We start from the raw sequence: 21,089 nt of genomic DNA, 5'->3' as shown, positions 1-21,089 counted from the left end.
TGGGCTAGCCCAGACAGCTTAACCTCTGGATCTCTAGTTATCAATGAACTTGTTGCACTTGACTTGACAATGTGCGTTTTGATAAATTAGAAATAAGGGAAGTGGACAAGAACTTGACAAATTTATAAAGAGTTCGTCTGCCCACCTGGTTCGGAGCGTAAAACGCGAACGAAACTATCAATCAACCACTGCGCTGTGATGTTGACACAAACTAAAGAAAACGAACCTAAGCTTTTTGCCTAGGCGCATCGGAGGTATAGAGCGTGATTAGAGCCTTTAAAGACAAGGATATTACTCCTTGTATACAGCTAATGGCAGACTTGGGTTATCCGACAGACGCGCAGAGTTTGCAGACTAGATGGAGGCATTTGCTGCAACAAGCAGATTACCATTTATTGGTAGTTGAGGAAAATCATCAAGTCCTTGGATTTGTTGGCTTTCAGAAAATGTATTTCTTTGAAACAGACGGCGCTTATTGTCGCATCCTTGCCTTGGTTGTATCGTCTGAGCATCGTCGAAAGGGACTTGCGACCAAGTTATTAGATGCGGTTTCGGATTTTGCTAGGGCAGAAGGCTGTCGGGCCTTAGCCTTGAATTCTGGTTTGACTGACCAACGTTCTGGAGCGCACCAATTCTATAAGCAATATGGCTTTTCCATGCAGACAGCTGGCTTTACCTATAGACTAATAGAGGGAGATAATAATGGATAATTTAATTGATTTAAATGCACCTGTAGCGGAAGTGATTAAAGCATATCCGGAGGTTAAAGATTTGCTGATTGAGCTTGGTTTTTCCCCACTGGCCAATCCTGCCATGCTTCACACAGTTGGAAAGGTGACCAGTCTGAAAATGGGTTCTAAAATGACCAAGATTTCGTTGAAACAAATCCAACAAACCTTAGAGTGGAATGGGTATCAGGTAGTAGGAGGTAATGATGAGTGAACAGCGAATTGATATTTTAAAAAATATCCTCTTGGACCTGCATAACGGAGCTAGCGCGGAGTCCGTTCAGGAACAATTTAATCAGCATTTTACAGGTGTGTCAGCGCTGGAGATTTCGATGATGGAACACGAACTCATGTCTAGCGATACGGGGATTACCTTCGAAGATGTTATGGGCTTATGTAATGTTCATGCCAATCTTTTCAAGGGAGCTATATCGGATGTCCAAGTGGCAGACATGGATCAAGAAGGTCATCCTGTTTATGTCTTTAAACAAGAAAATCTTGCACTTCGTGGAGCTTTATTGCGCATTCGTCGGATTTTAGAGCAGTATGAGCAAATGGAGGAGGAAGAAGTGCGCGACCAACTTCTCCAAGGTTTGCAACGTCAATATAAATTGTTAGGTCAGTTTGACCATCATTATACGCGCAAGGAAAAACTCTTCTTTCCAATCATGGAACGCTATGGTCATGATGCGCCACCCAAGGTTATGTGGGGCGTAGATGATGATATTCGTCTGCTCTTTAAGGAAGCCCGCAAGGCTTTAGATACCTTGCCAGATGGAGATATAGAAACTGTTCGTCAAACTTTTGAAATTTTCGCCACTGAGTTTGAAGAGATGGTTTTCAAGGAAGAAGCGATTTTGCTAATGATTTTGCTGGAGACTTTTACACAAGATGATTGGTTGCAGATTGCCGCTGAAAGTGATGCTTATGGCTACGCAATTGTGAAACCTACAGCAAAATGGGTTCCCCAGCGGGTTTCTTTTGGAGAAATAGCAGAGCAGAAGGACGCATCATCTGTACCGCAGGCAAGCGATCCCAATGTGCGGGTGATTGATACGCCAGAGGGACAGTTTACTATCTCCTTCACACCAAAAGAACCGACCACATCAGTTCTGGACCCTGCTAGTCCACAGCCTTTTGGCAATGGTTATTTGACTCTTGAACAAGCGAATCTCATCCTTAATCATTTACCATTGGAATTAACCTTCGTGAACAAGGATGACATTTTCCAATATTACAATGATAGTCATCCAGTTGAGGAAATGATTTTCAAGCGGACACCTAGTCAAATCGGACGCAATGTCGAACTCTGTCATCCACCGAAAATTGTTGACAAGGTCAAAAAAATCTTTGAACTCCTGCGCAGTGGACAGAAAAATGAAGTGACTATGTGGTTCAAAAAGGATGAAGAAACCTTTGTTTATGTCGTTTACAAGGCGGTTCGTGACCAAGAAGACCAATTTCAAGGTGTCTTAGAATATGTTCAAAATATCCAACCCTATCGGGAACTAGACAGTGATTTTTCTAGAGAGATTTAGTTACACCAATCATTTTACTTAAAGATGTCTTGTGTTTATCTATACAGAGGAGCGTGACATGATTAGAATGGTTCATTTAGAGGCTTGTCATATTGAGAAGCTAGTTCAGGCTTTTTAGAGCAGGGATGGCCGTCGCGGAAGGCAATCCTGGAAAGTTATTTGACGGAGCAGGAAGAAGGCGAGCGCCAGGTCTTGGTAGCTGAAAATGAGCAGGCCTGTCTGGGTTATATTACCCTTGTCAAATGTCCCAAGAAGGGGCGATTTTCTCAGACAGGTATTCCTGAAATTGTCGATTTTACATCCCAGATAGGGATAGGTGTTGGTTTGAATGCTCATTATGGCAAGGCTCAGAAACTTTATGTGCAAAACGGTTTTATTCCGGATGGGACTGGTATTTGGTATGAGGGCAGCCTATGGCAATTGGAGATTCTGCTTACAACGACGATAACCTAGCTCAGTATTTTATCAAGCCACTGGAAACATGATATCATGCTGTATTGAGATGTTAATTAAAAAAATGAGAAGCTCTAGATAAGGTTGGAATCCATGTCCAGCCTTTTTTGTTACATAAAATTTCAGGGATTATCCATGGAAAGAATTCCCAAAACTACCTCAATCCTAGCAACCTATGCTATAATAGATTTAGAAAATAAAAGGAGATATACTATGAAAACTATTCACACAGACAAAGCACCAGCAGCTATCGGCCCGTACGTTCAGGGTAAGGTCGTAGGTAATCTGCTCTTCGCATCAGGCCAAGTACCCCTATCACCAGAAACGGGTGAAGTGGTTGGTGAGACCATTCAAGAACAGACCGATCAAGTCTTGAAAAATATTGCAGCCATCCTAGCAGAAGCTGGAACAGACTTTGACCACGTTGTCAAAACAACATGTTTCCTCAAGGATATGAATGATTTTGTACTCTTTAATGAGGTCTATAAAACAGCCTTCTCATCCGATTTTCCAGCCCGCTCAGCTGTAGAAGTTGCTCGCCTGCCACGCGATGTGAAGGTTGAAATCGAAGTCATCGCCGTTGTTGAATAAATCAGAAAAAGGAGGTCTAGCTATGGCAGACAAACTCCAACTAGTTATCGTGACAGGGATGTCGGGAGCCGGTAAGACAGTCGCTATCCAGTCCTTTGAGGACCTGGGCTACTTTACCATTGACAATATGCCACCGACCCTATTGCCGAAATTTATCGAGCTGATCCATGCCAGCAAGGACAATAACAAGATTGCCCTGGTTGTCGACATGCGGAGCCGGTCCTTCTTTGCGGAAATCCGTGAAGTTCTAGATGACCTGGAAACCGCAGAAGACCTGGACTTCAAGATTCTCTTCCTGGATGCCACGGATAGTGAATTGGTGGCTCGCTATAAGGAGACCCGCCGTTCTCACCCTCTGGCTGCAGACGGCCGAGTTCTCGACGGTATCAATCTAGAGCGCGAACTTCTAGCTCCCTTGAAAAATATGAGTCAGAATGTGATTGATACCTCGGATTTGACACCGAGAAACCTACGTATGGCCATCTCTGAGCAATTCGCTAGCCAGGACAATCAGCCGTCTTTCAGGGTGGAAGTCCTATCCTTCGGATTTAAGTACGGCCTACCTCTAGATGCGGACCTGGTCTTTGACGTACGTTTCTTGCCAAATCCATATTACAAGCCCGAACTGCGCAATCTGACAGGGATGGACCAGCCGGTTTACGATTACGTTATGGACCACCAGGAATCAGAAGAGTTCTACTGCCATTTGATAAGCTTGATCGAGCCAATTCTGCCAGGTTACCAGAAGGAAGGTAAATCAGTTCTGACCATAGCCGTCGGATGCACGGGTGGTCAACACCGCAGCGTAGCCTTTGCCAAACGCCTAGCAGAAGACCTAGAGAAAAACTGGCTTGTCAATCTGAGTCATCGGGACAAAGACAAGCGGAAAGAGACGGTCAATCGGTCATGAGAAAGCCAAAGATTACGGTTATCGGAGGAGGAACGGGGATTCCTGTGATTCTCAAAAGCCTGCGCAACAAGGATGCGGACATTACAGCTATCGTGACGGTGGCAGATGACGGAGGCTCGTCTGGTGAGATTCGCCATGCCCTCCAGGTTACACCGCCGGGTGATTTGCGCAATGTCCTCCTGGCTATGTCGGATATGCCCAAGCTCTATGAGCAGATTTTCCAGTACCGATTTGATGCCAGCGACGGTCCCTTGGCAGGGCATCCGCTGGGCAATCTCATTATCGCTGGGATTTCTGAGATGCAGGGATCGACCTACAATGCCATGCGGCTCTTGACCCGCTTTTTCCATACGACAGGGAAAATCTACCCTTCCAGTGAGCATCCGCTGACCCTCCATGCCGTCTTTACTGATGGGACTGAGGTGGTCGGTGAAAGTAAAATTTCCAAGCATCCAGGCATGATTGGGCATGTATTTGTCACCAATACCTACAATGATCAAACCCCAACAGCCAGTCCGCAGGTAGTGGATGCCATTATGGACAGCGATTTGGTGGTGCTGGGACCTGGCTCCCTCTACACCTCTATTCTACCCAACCTTATGATTCCCGAGATTGGACAAGCTCTCAAGGAGACCAAGGCGGAGGTGGTCTACGTCTGCAACATCATGACCCAGCGCGGGGAGACGGAGTTCTTCTCAGATGCTGACCACGCTGCGGTCCTCAATGCACATCTGGCCTGCCGGTTTATAGACACCGTCCTGGTAAACATCGAGCCTGTGCCACAGGACTACATGGATACCCACCAGTTTGATGAGTATCTGGTCCAGGTCAAGCACGATTTTGCAGGGCTTCAGGACCAGGCGCGGCGCGTGATTTCGTCGAATTTTCTTCGTTTGGAAAATGGCGGAGCTTTTCACGATGGGGACCTTGTAGTAGAAGAATTACTCAGTATCTTGCAGGTGCGGTCATGAGTTTTACGATACAAGTCAAGGAAGAATTGCTGATTCAGTCCAGTCAAAATAAGTCAGAGTTGTCAGCTATGATTAAGCTGGCAGGCAGTCTGGGCCTGGCATCATCAGGCTTGACCCTGTCCATTACGACTGAAAATGCCAAGATTGCTCGGCATGTCTATGAAATGCTCCAGACCTTTTACCAGATTAAGGCGGAAATCCGTCACCACCAACGGCAAAACCTTAGAAAAAATAGGATTTATTCTGTTCATATTGAAGACGGGGTCAATGATATTCTCAACGACCTCTATCTGGCAGATAGCTTTTTCGGCTTGGAGACGGGGATTTCACCGCTGGTATTGGAAAATGATTCCTGGAGCCAGGCCTATCTGCGAGGTGCCTTTTTGGCGGCGGGCTCTGTCAAGGACCCTGAAAAAGGTAAGTACCAGCTGGAAATTGCCTCGGTCTACAGCGACCATGCTCTTGACTTGGCGGACTTGATGCAGAAATTTCTGCTGGATGCCAAGGTGATTGAACGAAAAAAAGGGACCATTACCTATTTGCAACGAGCCGAGGATATCATGGATTTCCTCCTGGTCATTGGGGCAGAAGAGGCAAAGACCGAGTTTGAAAATGTCAAGCTCCTGCGCGAGGCCAGAAACGATCTCAATCGTGCGACCAATGCCGAGGCGGCCAATATTGCCAAGACAGTCACTGCTAGCATGAAAACCATTAACAATATCAGTAAGATTATCGAGACCATTGGACTGGACCAGTTGCCTGGAGATTTGCAGGAAGTGGCCCAGCTCCGCATCCAGCATCCTGACTATTCTATCCAGCAATTGGCGGATAGCTTGACCAACCCAATTAGCAAGAGTGGTGTCAATCACCGCCTGCGGAAAATTAATAAGATAGCTGAGGAATTGTAGGGAGTGGATGGGAGTGGGAAAGAACTCGACCAGTCTAAAAAGAGTTCGTCAACAATTTTTCGTTTTAAGTTGTTGAGCTGAAACAGTCTATCCCCAGACTGTTTCACTCCCACCCCCGCATAGCTCCAAAGGTTCGGGGAACCTTTGGAGGTTGGAGATACAGCGAACAGGCTTCGCTATAAAACTGTCTGGGTGATAGTTTGAGGTTGGAGATGAAGCGAACTCTGTTCGCATCAGTCGTAGAGGTCAGTTTGGAGTGTGAAACACGAACAAATCTGCCAATCAACCACTGCGCTGAGATGTTGACACGAACTCTGAGAAGCGAGGCTGGACTTTCTGTCCAGCCTCATTTTTTATGTAAAAATTAGCCCTTTACCAAACTGAGGTTCTCGTTGATTTTAAAAAAGAGGTTCTGTAGGCAGCAAATTTTGTAGTAGAATGTTTAAACGAAATAATAGTTACAGAATAGTTGTTTATCATTGCAAGTTTTTTCTATATATGGTAGAATGTTGGCAGAAGTTTTTGTGCTCACAACAAAATGTGGTGTCGAATTGATATGGACGTTTTGAGACCAGATTTAGCTTGTGATTGTTGATAGATATGTTTGTACACATAGGAGATTTATATGAAATTTGATCAAAAACAACGTTTTTCGATTCGGAAGTATTCATTTGGTGCTGCTTCTGTTTTATTGGCAAGCGTGTCCTTTATGGCCACTCAAACAGCATCTGCTGAAGAAGTGCCGGTTTCGTCGGATGTTAGTCCAGTGATTACGCCTTCAACATCAACGGTAGCGACTGCTCCTTCAGTTGATCCTATTGCTGCCACAGAAACTACGGTAACCACAGAAGCGACAGCGGAAGCAGTGACTCAACCAACTGACACGACAGGAACGACCTCTTTGAGATCGATGCCACAGTCAGGGAACACCCAAGCTGTTTCAAATCAAGTAAGCCAAACGACGCTAACTGTAGCATCAACAGAACCAGTAGCCCCAAATGTAGCACCTTCAGGTAGTTATGTCTTTACTCAGGCTACAGGTGTTAAGAGTGAGCCAAAGATTTCAAGTCCAGATTTGGCACGCTATGAAAAGGGGCAAACGGTTAATTATGACAGTGTGGTAACTGCGGACCAGCATAAATGGTTAAGCTACATTTCTTATGGTGGAAATCGACGCTATGTTTCTGTAGGAACGGTTGCGCCGACAACGCCCGTAAATACCCCTGTTCAGCCATCCGCATCTACGACATCAGTATCCGGTGGTTCAGCATCTCAAGGGCAGTACAATGTCTTCAATAAAGTTGTCTACTTAGATGCAGGACATGGTGGTAGTGATCCCGGTGCCGTTTATTTTGGTAAAAATGAAAAAGATTTGAACCTACAGATTCAGAATCGTGTAAAATCAAAGCTTGAAGCCCAAGGTTTCCGAGTGGAATTGACTCGAACGGCAGATAGCTCTGTCGGTTTATTGCCGCGTTCTGAAAAAGCCAATCGAACTTCTTCAGATATTTTTGTAAGTATTCATTTTAATGCTTCGACGTCTCCTTCTGCTAATGGAATTGAGACTTACTATTATCAGTATTTTCCAGAGTATCCTGCGCAAATCAATAGCAAGTATCACAATGATGCTCAGCGCATAAATTTGAGTGCAAGTTTGGCAAACAGCATCCAATCTAATCTAATTACCAATACTGGTGCTCGAAACGGTGGAGTAATGCGGAGAACTTTCCAGGTCTTGCGTGAGACGACTGCTCCCGCGGTCTTGCTAGAGTTGGGCTATATGTCCAATAGTGCAGAGTCAGCAAAAATCTCGTCCGCAGCTTATCAGGAAAAATTGGTTGATGGAATTGTCAAAGGAATTTCTGACTATTATAAGAAACATGCAGGTCTGCCAGCAACGACCCCAGCGCCAAAACCATCCGAAACTTCTAAACCGGCAACAACACCGGCAGTACCTAAACCGGCCGAAACGCCAAAAGCAACTGTTATCGCAGGTAAGGTATCGGCTAGTGTTACCAATACAGCAACAGGTTTCAACGTGGCACTTTCTAATGTTCCATCAACAGTTTCCAGTGTTGTAGTTCCAGTATGGTCAGCTAATGGTGGTCAGGATGATATGAAGGTCTACCGTGCTAGCCGTCAGTCAAACGGTCAATACACTTTTGCAGTGGCGACTAAGGATCATAAAAACGACACTGGCACTTACAATATGATTGTTTACGGACAAAATGTTCAGACTAGGAAGCTGGATACCCTCCTCAGTGGTAGTCATAACTATTCAGCTACCAGTCAATCATCGACTGCTCCAGCCGTATCTAAACCAGCCGAAGCTTCTAAACCGGTCTCTACACCAACAGTAGCCAAACCAGTCGAAACTTCTAAACCGACAACGACACCTGCAGTAACCAAGCCGGCCGAAACGCCAAAAGCAACTGTTATCGCAGGTAAGGTATCGGCTAGTGTTACCAATACAGCAACAGGTTTCAACGTGGCACTTTCTAATGTTCCATCAACAGTTTCCAGTGTTGTAGTTCCGGTATGGTCAGCTAATGGTGGTCAGGATGATATGAAGGTCTACCGTGCTAACCGTCAGTCAAACGGTCAATACACTTTTGCAGTGGCGACTAAGGATCATAAAAACGACACTGGCACTTACAATATGATTGTTTACGGACAAAATGTTCAGACTAGGAAGCTGGATACCCTCCTCAGTGGCAGTCATAACTATTCAGCTACCAGTCAATCATCGACTGCTCCAGCCGTATCTAAACCATCCGAAGCTTCTAAACCGGTCTCTACACCAACAGTAGCCAAACCAGCCGAAACTTCTAAACCGGCAACAACACCTGCAGTAGCCAAGCCGGCCGAAACGCCAAAAGCAACTGTTATCGCAGGTAAGGTGTCGGCTAGTGTTACCAATACAGCAACAGGTTTCAACGTGGCACTTTCTAATGTTCCATCAACAGTTTCCAGTGTTGTAGTTCCGGTATGGTCAGCTAATGGTGGTCAGGATGATATGAAGGTCTACCGTGCTAACCGTCAGTCAAACGGTCAATACACTTTTGCAGTGGCGACTAAGGATCATAAAAACGACACTGGCACTTACAATATGATTGTTTACGGACAAAATGTTCAGACTAGGAAGCTAGACACACTTCTAACTACCAAACATGATGTCAAATCAACGACCTCGCAAGCATCGCAACCTGCTAAACCGTCCCAACCTTCTACGCCTGCAACGACACCTGTAATAACAACTCCTCAAACGACAACGACTGCTCGTTCAAAGACAATCTTTATTGATCCAGGTCATGGTGGTCGAGATTCAGGGGCGTCTTATGGCGGAGTATATGAGAAAAATCTTGTTATGTCAGTTGCAAACAAGTTGAAAAATAATCTATTGCAAATGGGATACAACGTTTTGATGTCACGTACAGGTGATGCTTATGTTGACTTTGTTACAGAACGTTCTCGTCGTGCAAATCAAAGTAATGCGGACTTGTTTGTTAGCTTGCACTTCAATGCCACTGGTGCGGGAATTACTAATGCAAGTGGTATTGAGACCTACTGGTATCAAGCTTATCCTGAGTACCAACCAAAAATCAATCAAACCAAGCATAATGATCCAACACGATTAGCAGAGAGTCAGGTTCTTGCTAATAAGGTTCAAGCCAACCTGGTTCGCGAGACTGGTGCGGTAAACCGAGGTGTAAAACGAAATACATTTGCTGTACTTCGCGAGACAGCAATTCCTGCTGTTCTTGTTGAGATGGGCTTCATGGATAATCCAACAGAGCTTCAAAAAATCAAACAAGATTCTTATCATGTTCGATTGGCAAAAGCTTTAGCGCAAGGAATCAGTGAATGGTATGGTGCAGTTGGGGGAAAGTAGTTGTTTCTGAACAAGGAGCAAATCTCCGTCAGTCATCTAATGACACTCTTGTTCAGACATCAAAAAATCAACAATTATTTATCAATAGTCTTGTATCAGCTGCTAAAACCACGGGTCTAGTTCCGAGTGTGGTAATGGCCCAGGCTATTCTTGAGTCAGCATGGGGCACATCTCAATTGGCTACCCAAGGGAACAACCTTTTTGGAATCAAGGCAGACGCCTCTTGGAAAGGTAAGACGGTATCAAAACAAACGACAGAGTTCCGTAATGGAAAAGCAGTCCAGGAAACGGCACATTTTAGAGCCTATAACACCGTATCAGAAAGTATCCAAGATTACAGTAAATTCTTTACGTCATCACCTTGGAGAACACAAAATTACAGAGCCTATACCCAGGCCAAAGATTATCAAACGGCAATTGCTGCTTTGCAAAAATCAGGCTATGCAACAGACCCAAAATATGGAGAAAAATTGCTGTCCTTGATTCAAAGATATGGATTGAACAAGTTTGATAACTAAGGATTTTACCCGTAGGATAAGTCATCATTTTTGATGGCTTTTTCTGCGTTGCCTAATGTTAAAATAGCGGATTACCTGATAAAATGCTATAATAGAAGGAACTGCAGTTAAATGGAGAGGTTTATGCAACACGTTTTTATTATAGGCAGTCGTGGCTTGCCTGCAAAGTATGGTGGCTTTGAGACCTTTGTCCAGCAACTGGTCAGTCACCAAAAATCAAAAAATATACAATACCATGTGGCTTGTCTGTCCGATACCAGTCATCAGGAACATTCGACTTATTTGGGAGCGGATTGTTTTACCATCAATCCTCCTAAATTAGGTCCGGCCCGTGTCATAGCCTATGACATGATGGCCATTTCCTACGCTTTGCGCTTGGTCAAGGACCAGCAGATGCAGTCCCCGATTTTTTATATTTTGGGAAATACCATAGGTGGTTTCATAGCTCCGTTTGCCAAGAAAATTAAGGATGTTGGCGGTGTTTTATTTGTCAATCCGGATGGTTTAGAATGGAAACGTGCCAAATGGCCTAAGCCTGTGCAAGCTTATCTGAAACATGCTGAGAAAGCGATGGCTAAGCAGGCCAATCTCATCATTGCAGATAATGAGGGGATTAAGGACTATATTCAATCAGCCTATCCGGGTACTAAGACCACATTTATCGCTTACGGGACTGATTTGAGTCAGACCAGTCTGACTAGCCAATCAGAGCAAGTACGGCAGGCTTTTGCCAACTGGTCTATCCGCGAAAAGGATTATTATTTGATTATTGGGCGTTTTGTTCCTGAAAATAATTATGCGACAGCTATCAAGGAGTTCATGAAGTCGAGCACCCAGCGTGATTTGGTTATCGTAGCCAATCATGAAGGCTCTGCCTATTTCCAAAAGCTAAAGGAAGAAACGGGCTTTGAGAGAGATGCGCGAATCAAGTTCATCGGGACGGTCTATGATCAGGATTTACTCAAGTATCTGCGGCAGGAATGTCGAGCTTATATTCATGGGCATGAAGTGGGTGGAACCAATCCAAGTCTTTTAGAGGCGCTAGCTCAAACTAATGAAAATCTTGTTTTAGGTGTGGATTTCAATCGTAAAGTCGCACAAAATGGCGCTCGCTATTGGACCAAGGAAAGTGGAAATCTGACCCAACTAATCAACCAAATTGATGGACAAGAAGAAGCAGTGGAGCTAGGGCAGATTGCCAAAGAGCACATGCGAATGGACTATACTTGGGAGAAAATTGTCCAACAATATGAGGAATTATTTTTACATGAACGTTAACATACTCATGTCGACCTACAATGGTCAGGAGTTTTTAGCAGAGCAAATCCGCTCTATTCAGGCGCAGACCTTTACGGATTGGATGCTCTTGATACGAGACGATGGCTCTAGGGACAGGACACGTGAAATTATCGCTGATTTTGCCAAGCAGGATAGCCGAATTCACTTAATCAATCCCGACAGCACCGAAAATCTAGGCGTCATCAAAAGTTTTCACGCCTTGGTGCAATACCAGAGGGCTGATGTGTATTTTTTCAGTGATCAGGATGATGTCTGGTTACCAGATAAACTACAGGTGACTTTGGAGACGGCTCAAGCCTATCCAGAAGACCAGCCACTCATGGTGTACACAGACTTAAAGGTGGTTAACCAAGACTTGCAGGTCATGAATGAAAGTATGATTCGCAGCCAGTCTCATCATGCCAATACCGAGCTGGTTCAAGAATTGACTGAAAATACAGTGACAGGCGGAACTAGCATGATTAACCACGCTCTGGCTGAACTGTGGACGGTGACAGACGACATTCTCATGCACGACTGGTATCTGGCCTTGCTGGCCACAGCTTTTGGAAAATTAGTCTACGTTGACCAGCCGACGGAATTGTACCGCCAGCATGCTGAAAATGTCTTGGGAGCTAGAACCTTGTCCAAGCGATTCAAAAAATGGATTCGGCCCCATGTACTTTTCTCCGTTTACTGGGACTTGATTCACAATAGTCAAAAGCAAGCAAGTCATCTGCTGGCTCTGCCTTTGGCGCCAACCGATAGAAATCTGGTCGAGGCCTTTGTGACTATAATGGATAAGCCAATGCCAGAACGCTACCGAATATTAAAAACATATGGATTGAGGAAAAACAAAGCCTTTCACACACTGGTATTTACCAGCCTCATCCTAACAAAATTTGCTTATAAGGAAATAAAATGAATTTATTCAACAAAGAAAACCAAATTCTCCTGCGGGAAATGGTCAAGACAGACTTTAAATTAAGATACCAAGGTTCTTTGATTGGGCATTTGTGGTCGATATTGAAGCCCTTTTTAATGTTTACTATCATGTATCTGGTTTTTGTCAGATTTTTGAAATTTGATGACGGAACGCCACACTATGCTGTAAGCTTGTTGCTCGGTATGGTAACTTGGAATTTCTTTACAGAAGCCACTAATATGGGGATGTTGTCCATTGCAGCGCGTGGGGATTTGTTGAGAAAAATAAATTTTCCTAAAGAAATTATTGTCATCTCATCCATTATTGGTGCTGCGATAAATTACGGCATCAATTTGGCCGTTGTTCTAATTTTTGCGTTAATCAATGGCGTGCAATTGGATGCGGGTGTTCTCATTCTCATTCCATCCTTTCTTGAGTTGGTTATTTTGACTTCAGGAATTGCCTTTATTCTTTCGAGTTTGTTTGTCAAATACCGAGACATGGGACCAATTTGGGAAGTTGTTTTACAAGCTGGAATGTATTCTACTCCGATTATTTATTCGATAACCTACATTCTTCAGCGTGGGCACATTGGCGTAGCCAAGTTGATGATGATGAATCCAGTTGCCCAGATTATCCAAGATTTGCGCCACCATATTGTTTATGATGGGGCAACAATTTCTTGGGATATTTATGAGGATAAATGGATGGTAGCTATTCCATATGTGTTATCAGTGATTGTGTTTATCATTGGTTATAGTATTTTTAAAAAGAATTCTAAGAAATTTGCGGAGATTTTATAATGTCTAACAAAGAGATTGCGCTGAAAGTCGAATCAGTCAGCAAGAGCTTTAAATTACCTACAGAAGCGACTCAAAGTTTAAGAACAACCTTAGTCAATTATTTTAGAGGGATAAAGGGTTATAAGGAGCAACATGTCTTAAAAGATATTTCTTTTGAAGTAGAAAAAGGAGATTTCTTTGGTATTGTTGGTCGGAATGGCTCTGGAAAGTCAACCCTGCTCAAAATTATTTCACAAATTTATACACCAGAAAAGGGCAATGTGAGTGTCAATGGAACCTTGATTCCTTTTATTGAGCTTGGCGTTGGTTTTAACCCTGAACTTACTGGTCGTGAAAATATTTATTTAAATGGCGCACTTCTAGGATTTTCACGTTCAGAGATTGACGAAATGTACGATGATATTGTCGCATTTGCAGAGCTAGAAGAGTTTATGGATCAAAAGCTGAAAAATTACTCTAGTGGTATGCAAGTACGTTTGGCATTCTCCATAGCAATAAAAGCTGAAGGAGACATTTTAGTCCTGGATGAAGTGTTAGCGGTCGGAGACGAAGCTTTTCAGAGAAAGTGTTTTGATTATTTCAGAAAGCTAAAAGAAGAAAAGAAAACAGTTATTTTGGTCACTCATGATATGGCATCTGTGCAACGTTTTTGTACAAAGGCCATGATGATTGATTCGGGAGAAATTTCTATCATTGGCGATCCCAATATGGTTGCAGGAAAATATACCTTACGTAATGTAGAGCACCGAACCGATAGTAAGAAAGTTGAAGGAGAAACTGTAGAAAAAGGTGAAAAGCGGAAGAATAGTATTGATGTTTTATCAATTCGAACCAAAAATTCGAGCAAAGCAACCGATACTTTTTATCTAACGGATGATATTTTTGTTGAAGTGAAATATAAAGTAAATAAGCCTTTAACCTTTACTATAGGAACTTCTTTTAGAGATTACGGTGATAATCTGGTTGCAGGAATAGGAAGTATAGCAGATATAGCTCTTCTGAATAAAGAGGAAGGTGAATATCTAGCTGAGTGCAGAATTCCAGCATCACAATTTATCAAGGGTGAATATTCTGTAAATGTTTCATTTTGGAGTGATACACGTGAACTTCTTGGATATGAAGATATCACAATGGAAGGAAATCCGCCTAAGATAAATATTGTGGAAGCAAATGTTGCTCGCAGTGGTCAATTTAATGCTCAAGGTACTTGGAGTGAAATTTAGGAGATAGTATGGAATATAAGTTCGCACTATTAAAGTATTCAACAGAGAATATTGGTGATGAAGTTCAAAGCATCGCCGCTAGACGTTTCCTACCACGAATTGATGAGTATGTTGATAGGGATAAGTTGGCGGAGTGGGAACCAAATCAACCAACAAAGTTAATTATGAATGGTTGGTATAATAGAGATCCGAAGGGATGGCCACCTAAGAATAGTGACCTTGTAAAACCGCTTCTGACTTCTATACATGTTAGTGTGAAGGATGATGCGGTTAGAGAGGCATTTGAAACGACTGAAAGTTTAGATTTTCTTAAAAAAAATGGTCCTGTTGGGGCGCGTGATGAACAAACGCTAGAGTTTTTCAAGCAACAGGGATTAGAAACCTATTTTTCTGGATGTGTCACTTTAACTTTGCAACGTGATCCGGACATTAAGAAACAAGACTTCATTTTAGCTGTAGATGTTCCTAAAGATGTCGTTAAAAAAATGCGAGAATCAACTAAACGTGAAGTTATCGAATTATCGGTATACCATTACCCATTTTTGGAAAATGAGGAACGTTTTAAAGTGGCGGAGTACATACTAGCTCTTTACCAATCAGCCCATGCAGTTGTAACGACAAGGTTGCATTGCTTTATGCCATCATTGGCATTTGAAACACCTGTTCTTCTAATCAAGGATTCAGAAAAATATGAGCCTGCACGTTATGGTGGTTTAGATACTTTGCCACATAGTTTGACTGATAAAGAATATATTGAACATCCTGAGAAGTATCCACTTGATAACCCTCTTCCAAATCCTACAGAATATCAAACTATTCGTGAGGAAATGATAGAACGGATACAAGGGTTTACAGGTTATTCAAATAACGCAACTTTTCGAACATTACCATTGAGTGAGTTTCCACTAAGTATTTCGGCTATTCGTATTTTCGCATTTACTTGGTCTTCCACCTTTAAGAAAGCTTTATTGGAAGGTGATGTTGCTTGGGATGAGGAAAGAATAGCAGATTTTGAACGGATAGTAGCTGAGCAGGCAGAAGAAATTTCAGTTTTGAATACTACGAAACAGGAGTTGTATCAGGATATTAAATCTTTGAATAATGAGATTGTTAGTAAAACCACTGAAATTGACTATCTTACAAATGTAATAAAAAAAATAGAAGACTCACTTTCATGGAAATTAACCAAGCCTCTTAGGGAAATGAAGAGTGTATTGAAAAAAATTATAAAAAGATAGGTGAAAATATGAACATTTTCGGAAAAGTCTTTAGGACTTATAAGAATGAAGGCTTGCGCGCTGTTAGTCGAAAAGTTTATCAACAGTTGACCTCAACTAGACAGAACATCCAAGTTGGAGTAAGCGTACCTTCAAAAATTGATATGAATACTCTGCCACAAATGCCACAATTTGAGGATTTAGCGAAGGCGGATTATTTGAATAATCCCTACCAGAAACCTGCTAAATTATCAAAAGATACTTTAAATATTGCTTGGGTATCGCCACCAGTTGGTCCCGGTGGTGGAGGTCATACGACGATTGCTCGATTTGTAAAGTATTTACAAAGTCAAGGGCATCACATCACTTTCTACATATACCACAATAATACGATTCCACAATCCTCCAAAGAAGCCAAGGATATTTTTTCGCGTTCGTATGGAATTGATGTAGATGTGGAAGATTTAGCTGATTTCTCTAATCAAGATGTGGTTTTCGCGACTAGTTGGGAGACCGCTTACGCAGTATTTAATCTCCAATCTGAAAATCTTCATAAATTTTATTTTGTACAAGACTTTGAACCCATATTCTTTGGTGTTGGTTCACGGTATATGCTGGCAGAAGCGACCTATAAATTTGGTTTTTACGGAGTGACAGCAGGTAAATGGTTGGTCGAAAAGGTTGGTCAGTATGGAATGCAGGCGGACTATTTTGACTTCGGTGCAGATATCGATATCTATAAACCCAAAGCACCAATTTCCAAGAAAAAGAAGATTGCCTTTTATGCGCGTGCTCATACCGAGCGTCGTGGATTTGAGCTTGGTGTTATGGCACTGAAGATTTTTAAAGAGCGTCATCCAGAGTATGACATTGAGTTTTTTGGTCAAGATATGTCAAATTATGATATTCCATTTGAATTCACCGATCGTGGCATTTTAAATAAAAATCAATTAGCAGAGATTTATCACGAAAGTGTAGCCTGCTTGGTATTGTCCTTGACCAACGTCTCTCTTTTGCCATTGGAACTTCTGGTTGCGGGATGTGTACCCGTTATGAACGATGGCGATAATAACCGCATGGTGTTGGGAGATATTGAGGATATCCTCTATACGGAAGCTTATCCAGTTGCTTTGGCAGAAAAATTGTGTCAAGCGGTTGAGCGAAGTAATATTGATGAGCATGCTAACGAAATGAGTGAGAAATATACTGGCTTGTCATGGGATGAAAGTTATAAAAAAGTAGAAGCGATTATCCGTCGAGAGGTACTAAATGACTAATGGGCTAAAAGCTACAGTATTTATTCCTGTTTATAATGGTGAAAATGATCACCTGGAAGAAACCCTATCAGCTTTATATAGACAAAAAACTAATTTTGAGTGGGATGTGTTGATGACTGACTCAGGTTCCTCAGATAATTCGGTAGCGATTATAGAGCGATTTGCGGAACAATACGGAAATTTACGGCTTATTCATCTAAAAAAAGAAGATTATTCTCACGGTGGCACTCGCCAAATGGCTGCTGAAATGGCCCAGGGAGAGTACATGGTTTATCTCAGTCAAGATGCTGTGCCTCACAATGAACATTGGCTCTCAGAAATGGTTGCACCATTTGAAATTACTGACAAGATTGTTGCGGTGCTTGGGAGACAAAAACCGCGGCATTATTGTTTCCCTGCCATGAAGTATGATATCAATGCAGTCTTTGGTGAACAAGGTGCAGAAGATGCAATCACCATATGGCAACGGAAGGACCCAGCACATCAGGGTCAGTACACAAAAGAATCCTTCTATAGCGATGTTTGTTCTGCTGCTCCACGAAAATTTTTGGTTGAAACAATCGGTTATAGGGATGTTGCCTATTCGGAAGATTACGAGTATGGCAAAGATGTCCTCGATGCAGGTTATTTCAAGGCCTACAATGGTCGAGCTGTGGTTGAACACTCTAACGATGTTCGACTATCAGAATACAGAAAGCGCATCTTTGACGAAACCTATAATATTCGTATAAATAGTGGCATTACTACTAAAGTGTCTATCTTGTCCCTAGTGAAAAACAGTTTAAAAGCCAGTATTAAAGATAGTCTAAGAATAGTAAGTGATAGGGATTATAATTGGAAGAGAAAGCTATATTGGCTAGCCATCAACCCACTCTTTCATATTGAAAAATGGAGAGGGATTCGACTGGCAAATAAAATCGAATTAGGGACGGATATCAAGAACTATTCGTTGGAAAAAGGGGATTAAAAGTATGAGTGAAAAACTGGCGGTATTATTACCAGCATATAATGAAGAGGTTACTATTGAAAAGGTAGTAACTGATTTTTAACGTGCGTTACCAACTGCTGATATTTATGTTTATGATAATAATTCAAAGGATACAAGGAGTGAATTGGCTAAGCAAGCAGGAGCCATCGTTCGTTTTGAACCACGTCAAGGTAAAGGAAATGTTGTTCGCTCAATGTTTCGTGAAATAGATGCGGACTACTATTGGTATCTTTTTATTTTTAAGTTATTCGACTATTTTTTAATACGTACATGTGGATTTTTGGTTTAAAAACTATAATCTTTTTAAGGTAAAAAAGGGGTGATGTATCATCATATCGAAAAAATATTTTCAAGATTTGAAATTGGAGAATTTGGTAAAATGGTTACTATTTATTCTGGCTACCGTAGTAGTAAGTTTCTATTTTACTAGTAATTATTTAATTGACAGTAGTTTGGTTGAATACCAGATTGTTCAATATAAACAAATTCTGCAAATAGGGGTGTTCTTATCTACAATTGTTATTTCGACATTGATACACTCCTACATAGATAAGAACTTTATACTAAAATTAGTTGTTTCTTATCTGCTTTATTTATGCGTGTCCTATAGTTTATTATCTACACAGAATATCAACAATGAAAATTTTTATATTTTCGCTTTTCAAAAAAATAGACTGATGGAATTATCCGGTTTAATATATGTTGTTGTTCTGATAATAGCTGCGGGTATTATTCGTATCATCTTCAAAAGACTAGCAATTAAAGAGAATATCAATTCATTGTTTCAATTAAAAGGAGAAACATCGCTGATACTGGCTCTTCTAGTTTCTTTAATTGTTATCCGAGATAGTAAACTTTTGGATAATTTAAAACAATTTTTATTTTTGACAGATATCGTAGATTTTCCAAATTTTCTCATCAATCTTTCTTATAAATTGCCACTGATTATCATTACAACATCTGTGTTAGTTTATACTTTTTGGAAGTCAGTTGAGGGGATTAGGGAGAATAATTCTACAGTTTCACTAGCAATTACTAGTAGTTTTGTATTTGCATTATTATTTAATTTCACGATACAATTTGGTATTCGCATTAAAGAGCCATTTTTGGGAAAATATATTTTCCCAGGAGCAACTTTGTTTCAAATCGTTTTACTGGCTTTGTTCTTTCTTCTACTTTATCTCATAACGAATCGATATTGGTTAGCGACCTCTTTCATCTTGTTTTCAGGAGTTGCTATTTCAATTGCAAATAGTTTAAAATTTATTTTGAGAAGTGAGCCACTTCTTGTGACAGATTTTTCTATGCTTAGCCAGTTAGATTTAGTATTTAGTTTTCTGGATGTTAAAGTATTCATAGCAGCAATGGGACTTCTAATAGTCTCCGTAGCTAGTTACCTCTATTTACGAAAGAGATATTTAAAAGGAAAAATCTTTGACAATTTTTGGAAAAGACTGTTACTAACTGTATCAACGCTTGCTATGTTAGGAAGTATATTTACTTTTTTTTATCAGCGTGAACGAGGAGTCGTAATAAAAAATGTACCAGTTTTGACTCGACTCACTAGTGGAATGAACATAGCTTTTGAAGGCCATGCAAGAAATGCAAGATATTACTCGTTAATGTATGTTTGGATGAAGCAATTAACAAAGCCAATTATATTGGAACCAGAAGGATATAGTCGCGAAACTATAGAGAAAATCGTTGAAAAGTATCAAAATCGCGCGTTAGAAATTAACAAAACACGAACTCAAGATATTTCAGATGAAACCCTTATATTCATTTTAAGTGAAAGTTTTGGAGATCCCTCGCGAATAGAAGAAGTGACTCTGTCGGAGAATGTTTTAAACAACATTAACAGTATATCGGAAAAAACAACTAGTGGATTGATGAAATCCAATAATTTTGGCGGTGGAACTGCAAATATGGAAAGTCAGGCCTTGACAGGTTTACCGATGTATAACTTATCGCCTTCTGTTTATATATATAATGTTGAAGTAATACCAAATATGGCCATTGTTCCTTCTATAAGTGATTTATTTTCTGAACAAGATAGGGTGATGATACATCTTGGAAATATAAAACTTTATTCTCGTGCAGCTGTATATAATAAAATGAATTTCACAGAAATGATAGCAGATGATGAGGATGCCACTGCTCCTACAAAAAATGAAAAATATGGTCAATTTCCGAGCGATGAATCCACTTATCAAAATGTTTTAGATAAGCTTGATGTCGATAAGAATCAGTTTTTCTCAGTTATTACATTTCAAAATCATATGCCTTGGGCAATGTCTGAACCCGCAAATATTACTGGAACAGGCGAAGGATTTACAGAAGGTGAAAATAATTCACTTTCAAATTTTGCAAGACTTCTTAAGAAAACTGATGAGGACACAGAGGAATTTCTGAAAAAATTATCAAGCTTGGACAAGAAGATAACAGTTGTATTTTACGGAGATCACCTTCCAAGCTTTTATCCCAAATCAATTTTTGCAGACAAGCCAGATAGTCAATATTTGACAGACTATTTTATTTGGTCGAATCATGGAAACAAGAAATTAAATTTACCTCTCATCAATTCGAGTGATTTTCCGGCGGCTGTGTTGGCACATACAAACTCGAAGGTTTCGCCTTATTATGCTTTGCTGACGGATGTTTTGGAACATGCTAGTGTAGATAAAAAAAACTTGACAGATGAGCAACAAATTATCGCGGATGATTTAAAAATGGTCGAATATGATTTAATTTCTGGAAAGTTTTATTTGGAAAAATATAAACAATTTTTTACGCGCACATTGTCAAGTCAAGTGCAACAAGTTCATTGATAACTAGAGATCCAGAGGTTAAGCTGTCTGGGCTAGCCCAA

Annotated in this window: 18 protein-coding genes and 1 pseudogene; all 19 read left to right on the top strand. The window is 41.2% G+C overall.

The window, feature by feature from the left end:
• Positions 1-263 precede the first annotated feature (263 nt).
• The 19 genes and pseudogenes from ACHBGV_RS08415 to ACHBGV_RS08325 all read left to right on the top strand — a co-directional run bounded on the left by ACHBGV_RS08415 (position 264) and on the right by ACHBGV_RS08325 (position 21,048).
• Positions 264-710: a GNAT family N-acetyltransferase gene (locus ACHBGV_RS08415; RefSeq protein WP_394736109.1), complete on the top strand. Its 447-nt coding sequence runs from the start codon at positions 264-266 to the stop codon at positions 708-710.
• Positions 703-942 (top strand): DUF1858 domain-containing protein, encoded by a 240-nt coding sequence (locus tag ACHBGV_RS08410; protein ID WP_105138247.1) that lies wholly within the window; start codon positions 703-705, stop codon positions 940-942. Before ACHBGV_RS08415 ends, ACHBGV_RS08410 begins: the two co-directional genes overlap by 8 nt.
• A complete protein-coding gene (locus ACHBGV_RS08405; protein WP_394736108.1) occupies positions 932-2,266 on the top strand; it encodes a DUF438 domain-containing protein in 1,335 nt (444 codons plus the stop codon). The genes ACHBGV_RS08410 and ACHBGV_RS08405 overlap by 11 nt, the downstream gene beginning before the upstream one ends.
• A gap of 159 nt (positions 2,267-2,425) precedes the next feature.
• Complete coding sequence (locus ACHBGV_RS08400; protein ID WP_394736107.1) at positions 2,426-2,719, top strand: hypothetical protein; 294 nt, start codon at positions 2,426-2,428, stop codon at positions 2,717-2,719.
• A gap of 213 nt (positions 2,720-2,932) precedes the next feature.
• Positions 2,933-3,310: a RidA family protein gene (locus ACHBGV_RS08395; protein ID WP_172067261.1), complete on the top strand. Its 378-nt coding sequence runs from the start codon at positions 2,933-2,935 to the stop codon at positions 3,308-3,310.
• A gap of 22 nt (positions 3,311-3,332) precedes the next feature.
• Positions 3,333-4,220 (top strand): RNase adapter RapZ, encoded by an 888-nt coding sequence (rapZ, locus tag ACHBGV_RS08390; RefSeq protein WP_394736106.1) that lies wholly within the window; start codon positions 3,333-3,335, stop codon positions 4,218-4,220.
• Complete coding sequence (locus tag ACHBGV_RS08385) at positions 4,217-5,191, top strand: YvcK family protein (protein WP_105110928.1); 975 nt, start codon at positions 4,217-4,219, stop codon at positions 5,189-5,191. The genes rapZ and ACHBGV_RS08385 overlap by 4 nt, the downstream gene beginning before the upstream one ends.
• Entirely contained in the window at positions 5,188-6,099 is a 912-nt protein-coding gene (gene whiA, locus ACHBGV_RS08380; RefSeq protein WP_172021654.1) for a DNA-binding protein WhiA, read from the top strand. The genes ACHBGV_RS08385 and whiA overlap by 4 nt, the downstream gene beginning before the upstream one ends.
• A gap of 625 nt (positions 6,100-6,724) precedes the next feature.
• Positions 6,725-9,991: an N-acetylmuramoyl-L-alanine amidase gene (locus tag ACHBGV_RS08375; RefSeq protein WP_394736105.1), complete on the top strand. Its 3,267-nt coding sequence runs from the start codon at positions 6,725-6,727 to the stop codon at positions 9,989-9,991.
• Positions 9,964-10,509, top strand: a complete 546-nt coding sequence (locus ACHBGV_RS08370) for a glycoside hydrolase family 73 protein (RefSeq protein ID WP_105161113.1) — start codon at positions 9,964-9,966, stop codon at positions 10,507-10,509. The genes ACHBGV_RS08375 and ACHBGV_RS08370 overlap by 28 nt, the downstream gene beginning before the upstream one ends.
• A gap of 123 nt (positions 10,510-10,632) precedes the next feature.
• Positions 10,633-11,787 (top strand): beta 1-4 rhamnosyltransferase Cps2T, encoded by a 1,155-nt coding sequence (gene cps2T, locus ACHBGV_RS08365; RefSeq protein ID WP_105122569.1) that lies wholly within the window; start codon positions 10,633-10,635, stop codon positions 11,785-11,787.
• Positions 11,777-12,712 carry a glycosyltransferase family 2 protein gene (locus ACHBGV_RS08360; RefSeq protein WP_394736104.1) on the top strand — a complete coding sequence of 312 codons (936 nt, stop codon included), beginning with the start codon at positions 11,777-11,779 and terminating at the stop codon, positions 12,710-12,712. Before cps2T ends, ACHBGV_RS08360 begins: the two co-directional genes overlap by 11 nt.
• Positions 12,709-13,515 carry an ABC transporter permease gene (locus ACHBGV_RS08355; RefSeq protein ID WP_105122571.1) on the top strand — a complete coding sequence of 269 codons (807 nt, stop codon included), beginning with the start codon at positions 12,709-12,711 and terminating at the stop codon, positions 13,513-13,515. Before ACHBGV_RS08360 ends, ACHBGV_RS08355 begins: the two co-directional genes overlap by 4 nt.
• The gene (locus tag ACHBGV_RS08350; RefSeq protein ID WP_394736103.1) at positions 13,515-14,738 is read left to right on the top strand and encodes a polysaccharide ABC transporter ATP-binding protein; all 1,224 of its coding nucleotides are present in this window, start codon (positions 13,515-13,517) and stop codon (positions 14,736-14,738) included. Before ACHBGV_RS08355 ends, ACHBGV_RS08350 begins: the two co-directional genes overlap by 1 nt.
• 8 nt (positions 14,739-14,746) lie before the next feature.
• Positions 14,747-15,976 carry a polysaccharide pyruvyl transferase family protein gene (locus tag ACHBGV_RS08345; protein WP_394736102.1) on the top strand — a complete coding sequence of 410 codons (1,230 nt, stop codon included), beginning with the start codon at positions 14,747-14,749 and terminating at the stop codon, positions 15,974-15,976.
• Positions 15,977-15,984: 8 nt separating this feature from the next.
• Positions 15,985-17,232: a glycosyltransferase family 1 protein gene (locus ACHBGV_RS08340; protein ID WP_394736101.1), complete on the top strand. Its 1,248-nt coding sequence runs from the start codon at positions 15,985-15,987 to the stop codon at positions 17,230-17,232.
• Positions 17,225-18,199, top strand: a complete 975-nt coding sequence (locus tag ACHBGV_RS08335; RefSeq protein WP_394734475.1) for a glycosyltransferase family 2 protein — start codon at positions 17,225-17,227, stop codon at positions 18,197-18,199. Before ACHBGV_RS08340 ends, ACHBGV_RS08335 begins: the two co-directional genes overlap by 8 nt.
• 4 nt (positions 18,200-18,203) lie before the next feature.
• Positions 18,204-18,443: pseudogene (locus ACHBGV_RS08330) on the top strand (glycosyltransferase); the annotation flags it as partial.
• A gap of 454 nt (positions 18,444-18,897) precedes the next feature.
• Positions 18,898-21,048, top strand: coding sequence for an LTA synthase family protein (locus ACHBGV_RS08325; protein ID WP_394736100.1), 2,151 nt, complete (start codon positions 18,898-18,900; stop codon positions 21,046-21,048).
• Positions 21,049-21,089: the final 41 nt, after the last annotated feature.

Origin of the sequence: Streptococcus sp. A34, assembly GCF_043674115.1 — a bacterium.
In the GTDB taxonomy this organism is placed as follows: domain Bacteria; phylum Bacillota; class Bacilli; order Lactobacillales; family Streptococcaceae; genus Streptococcus; species Streptococcus suis_V.
Note: the sequence above shows the minus strand (reverse complement) of the source record. Positions and strands in the feature narration are given on the sequence as shown.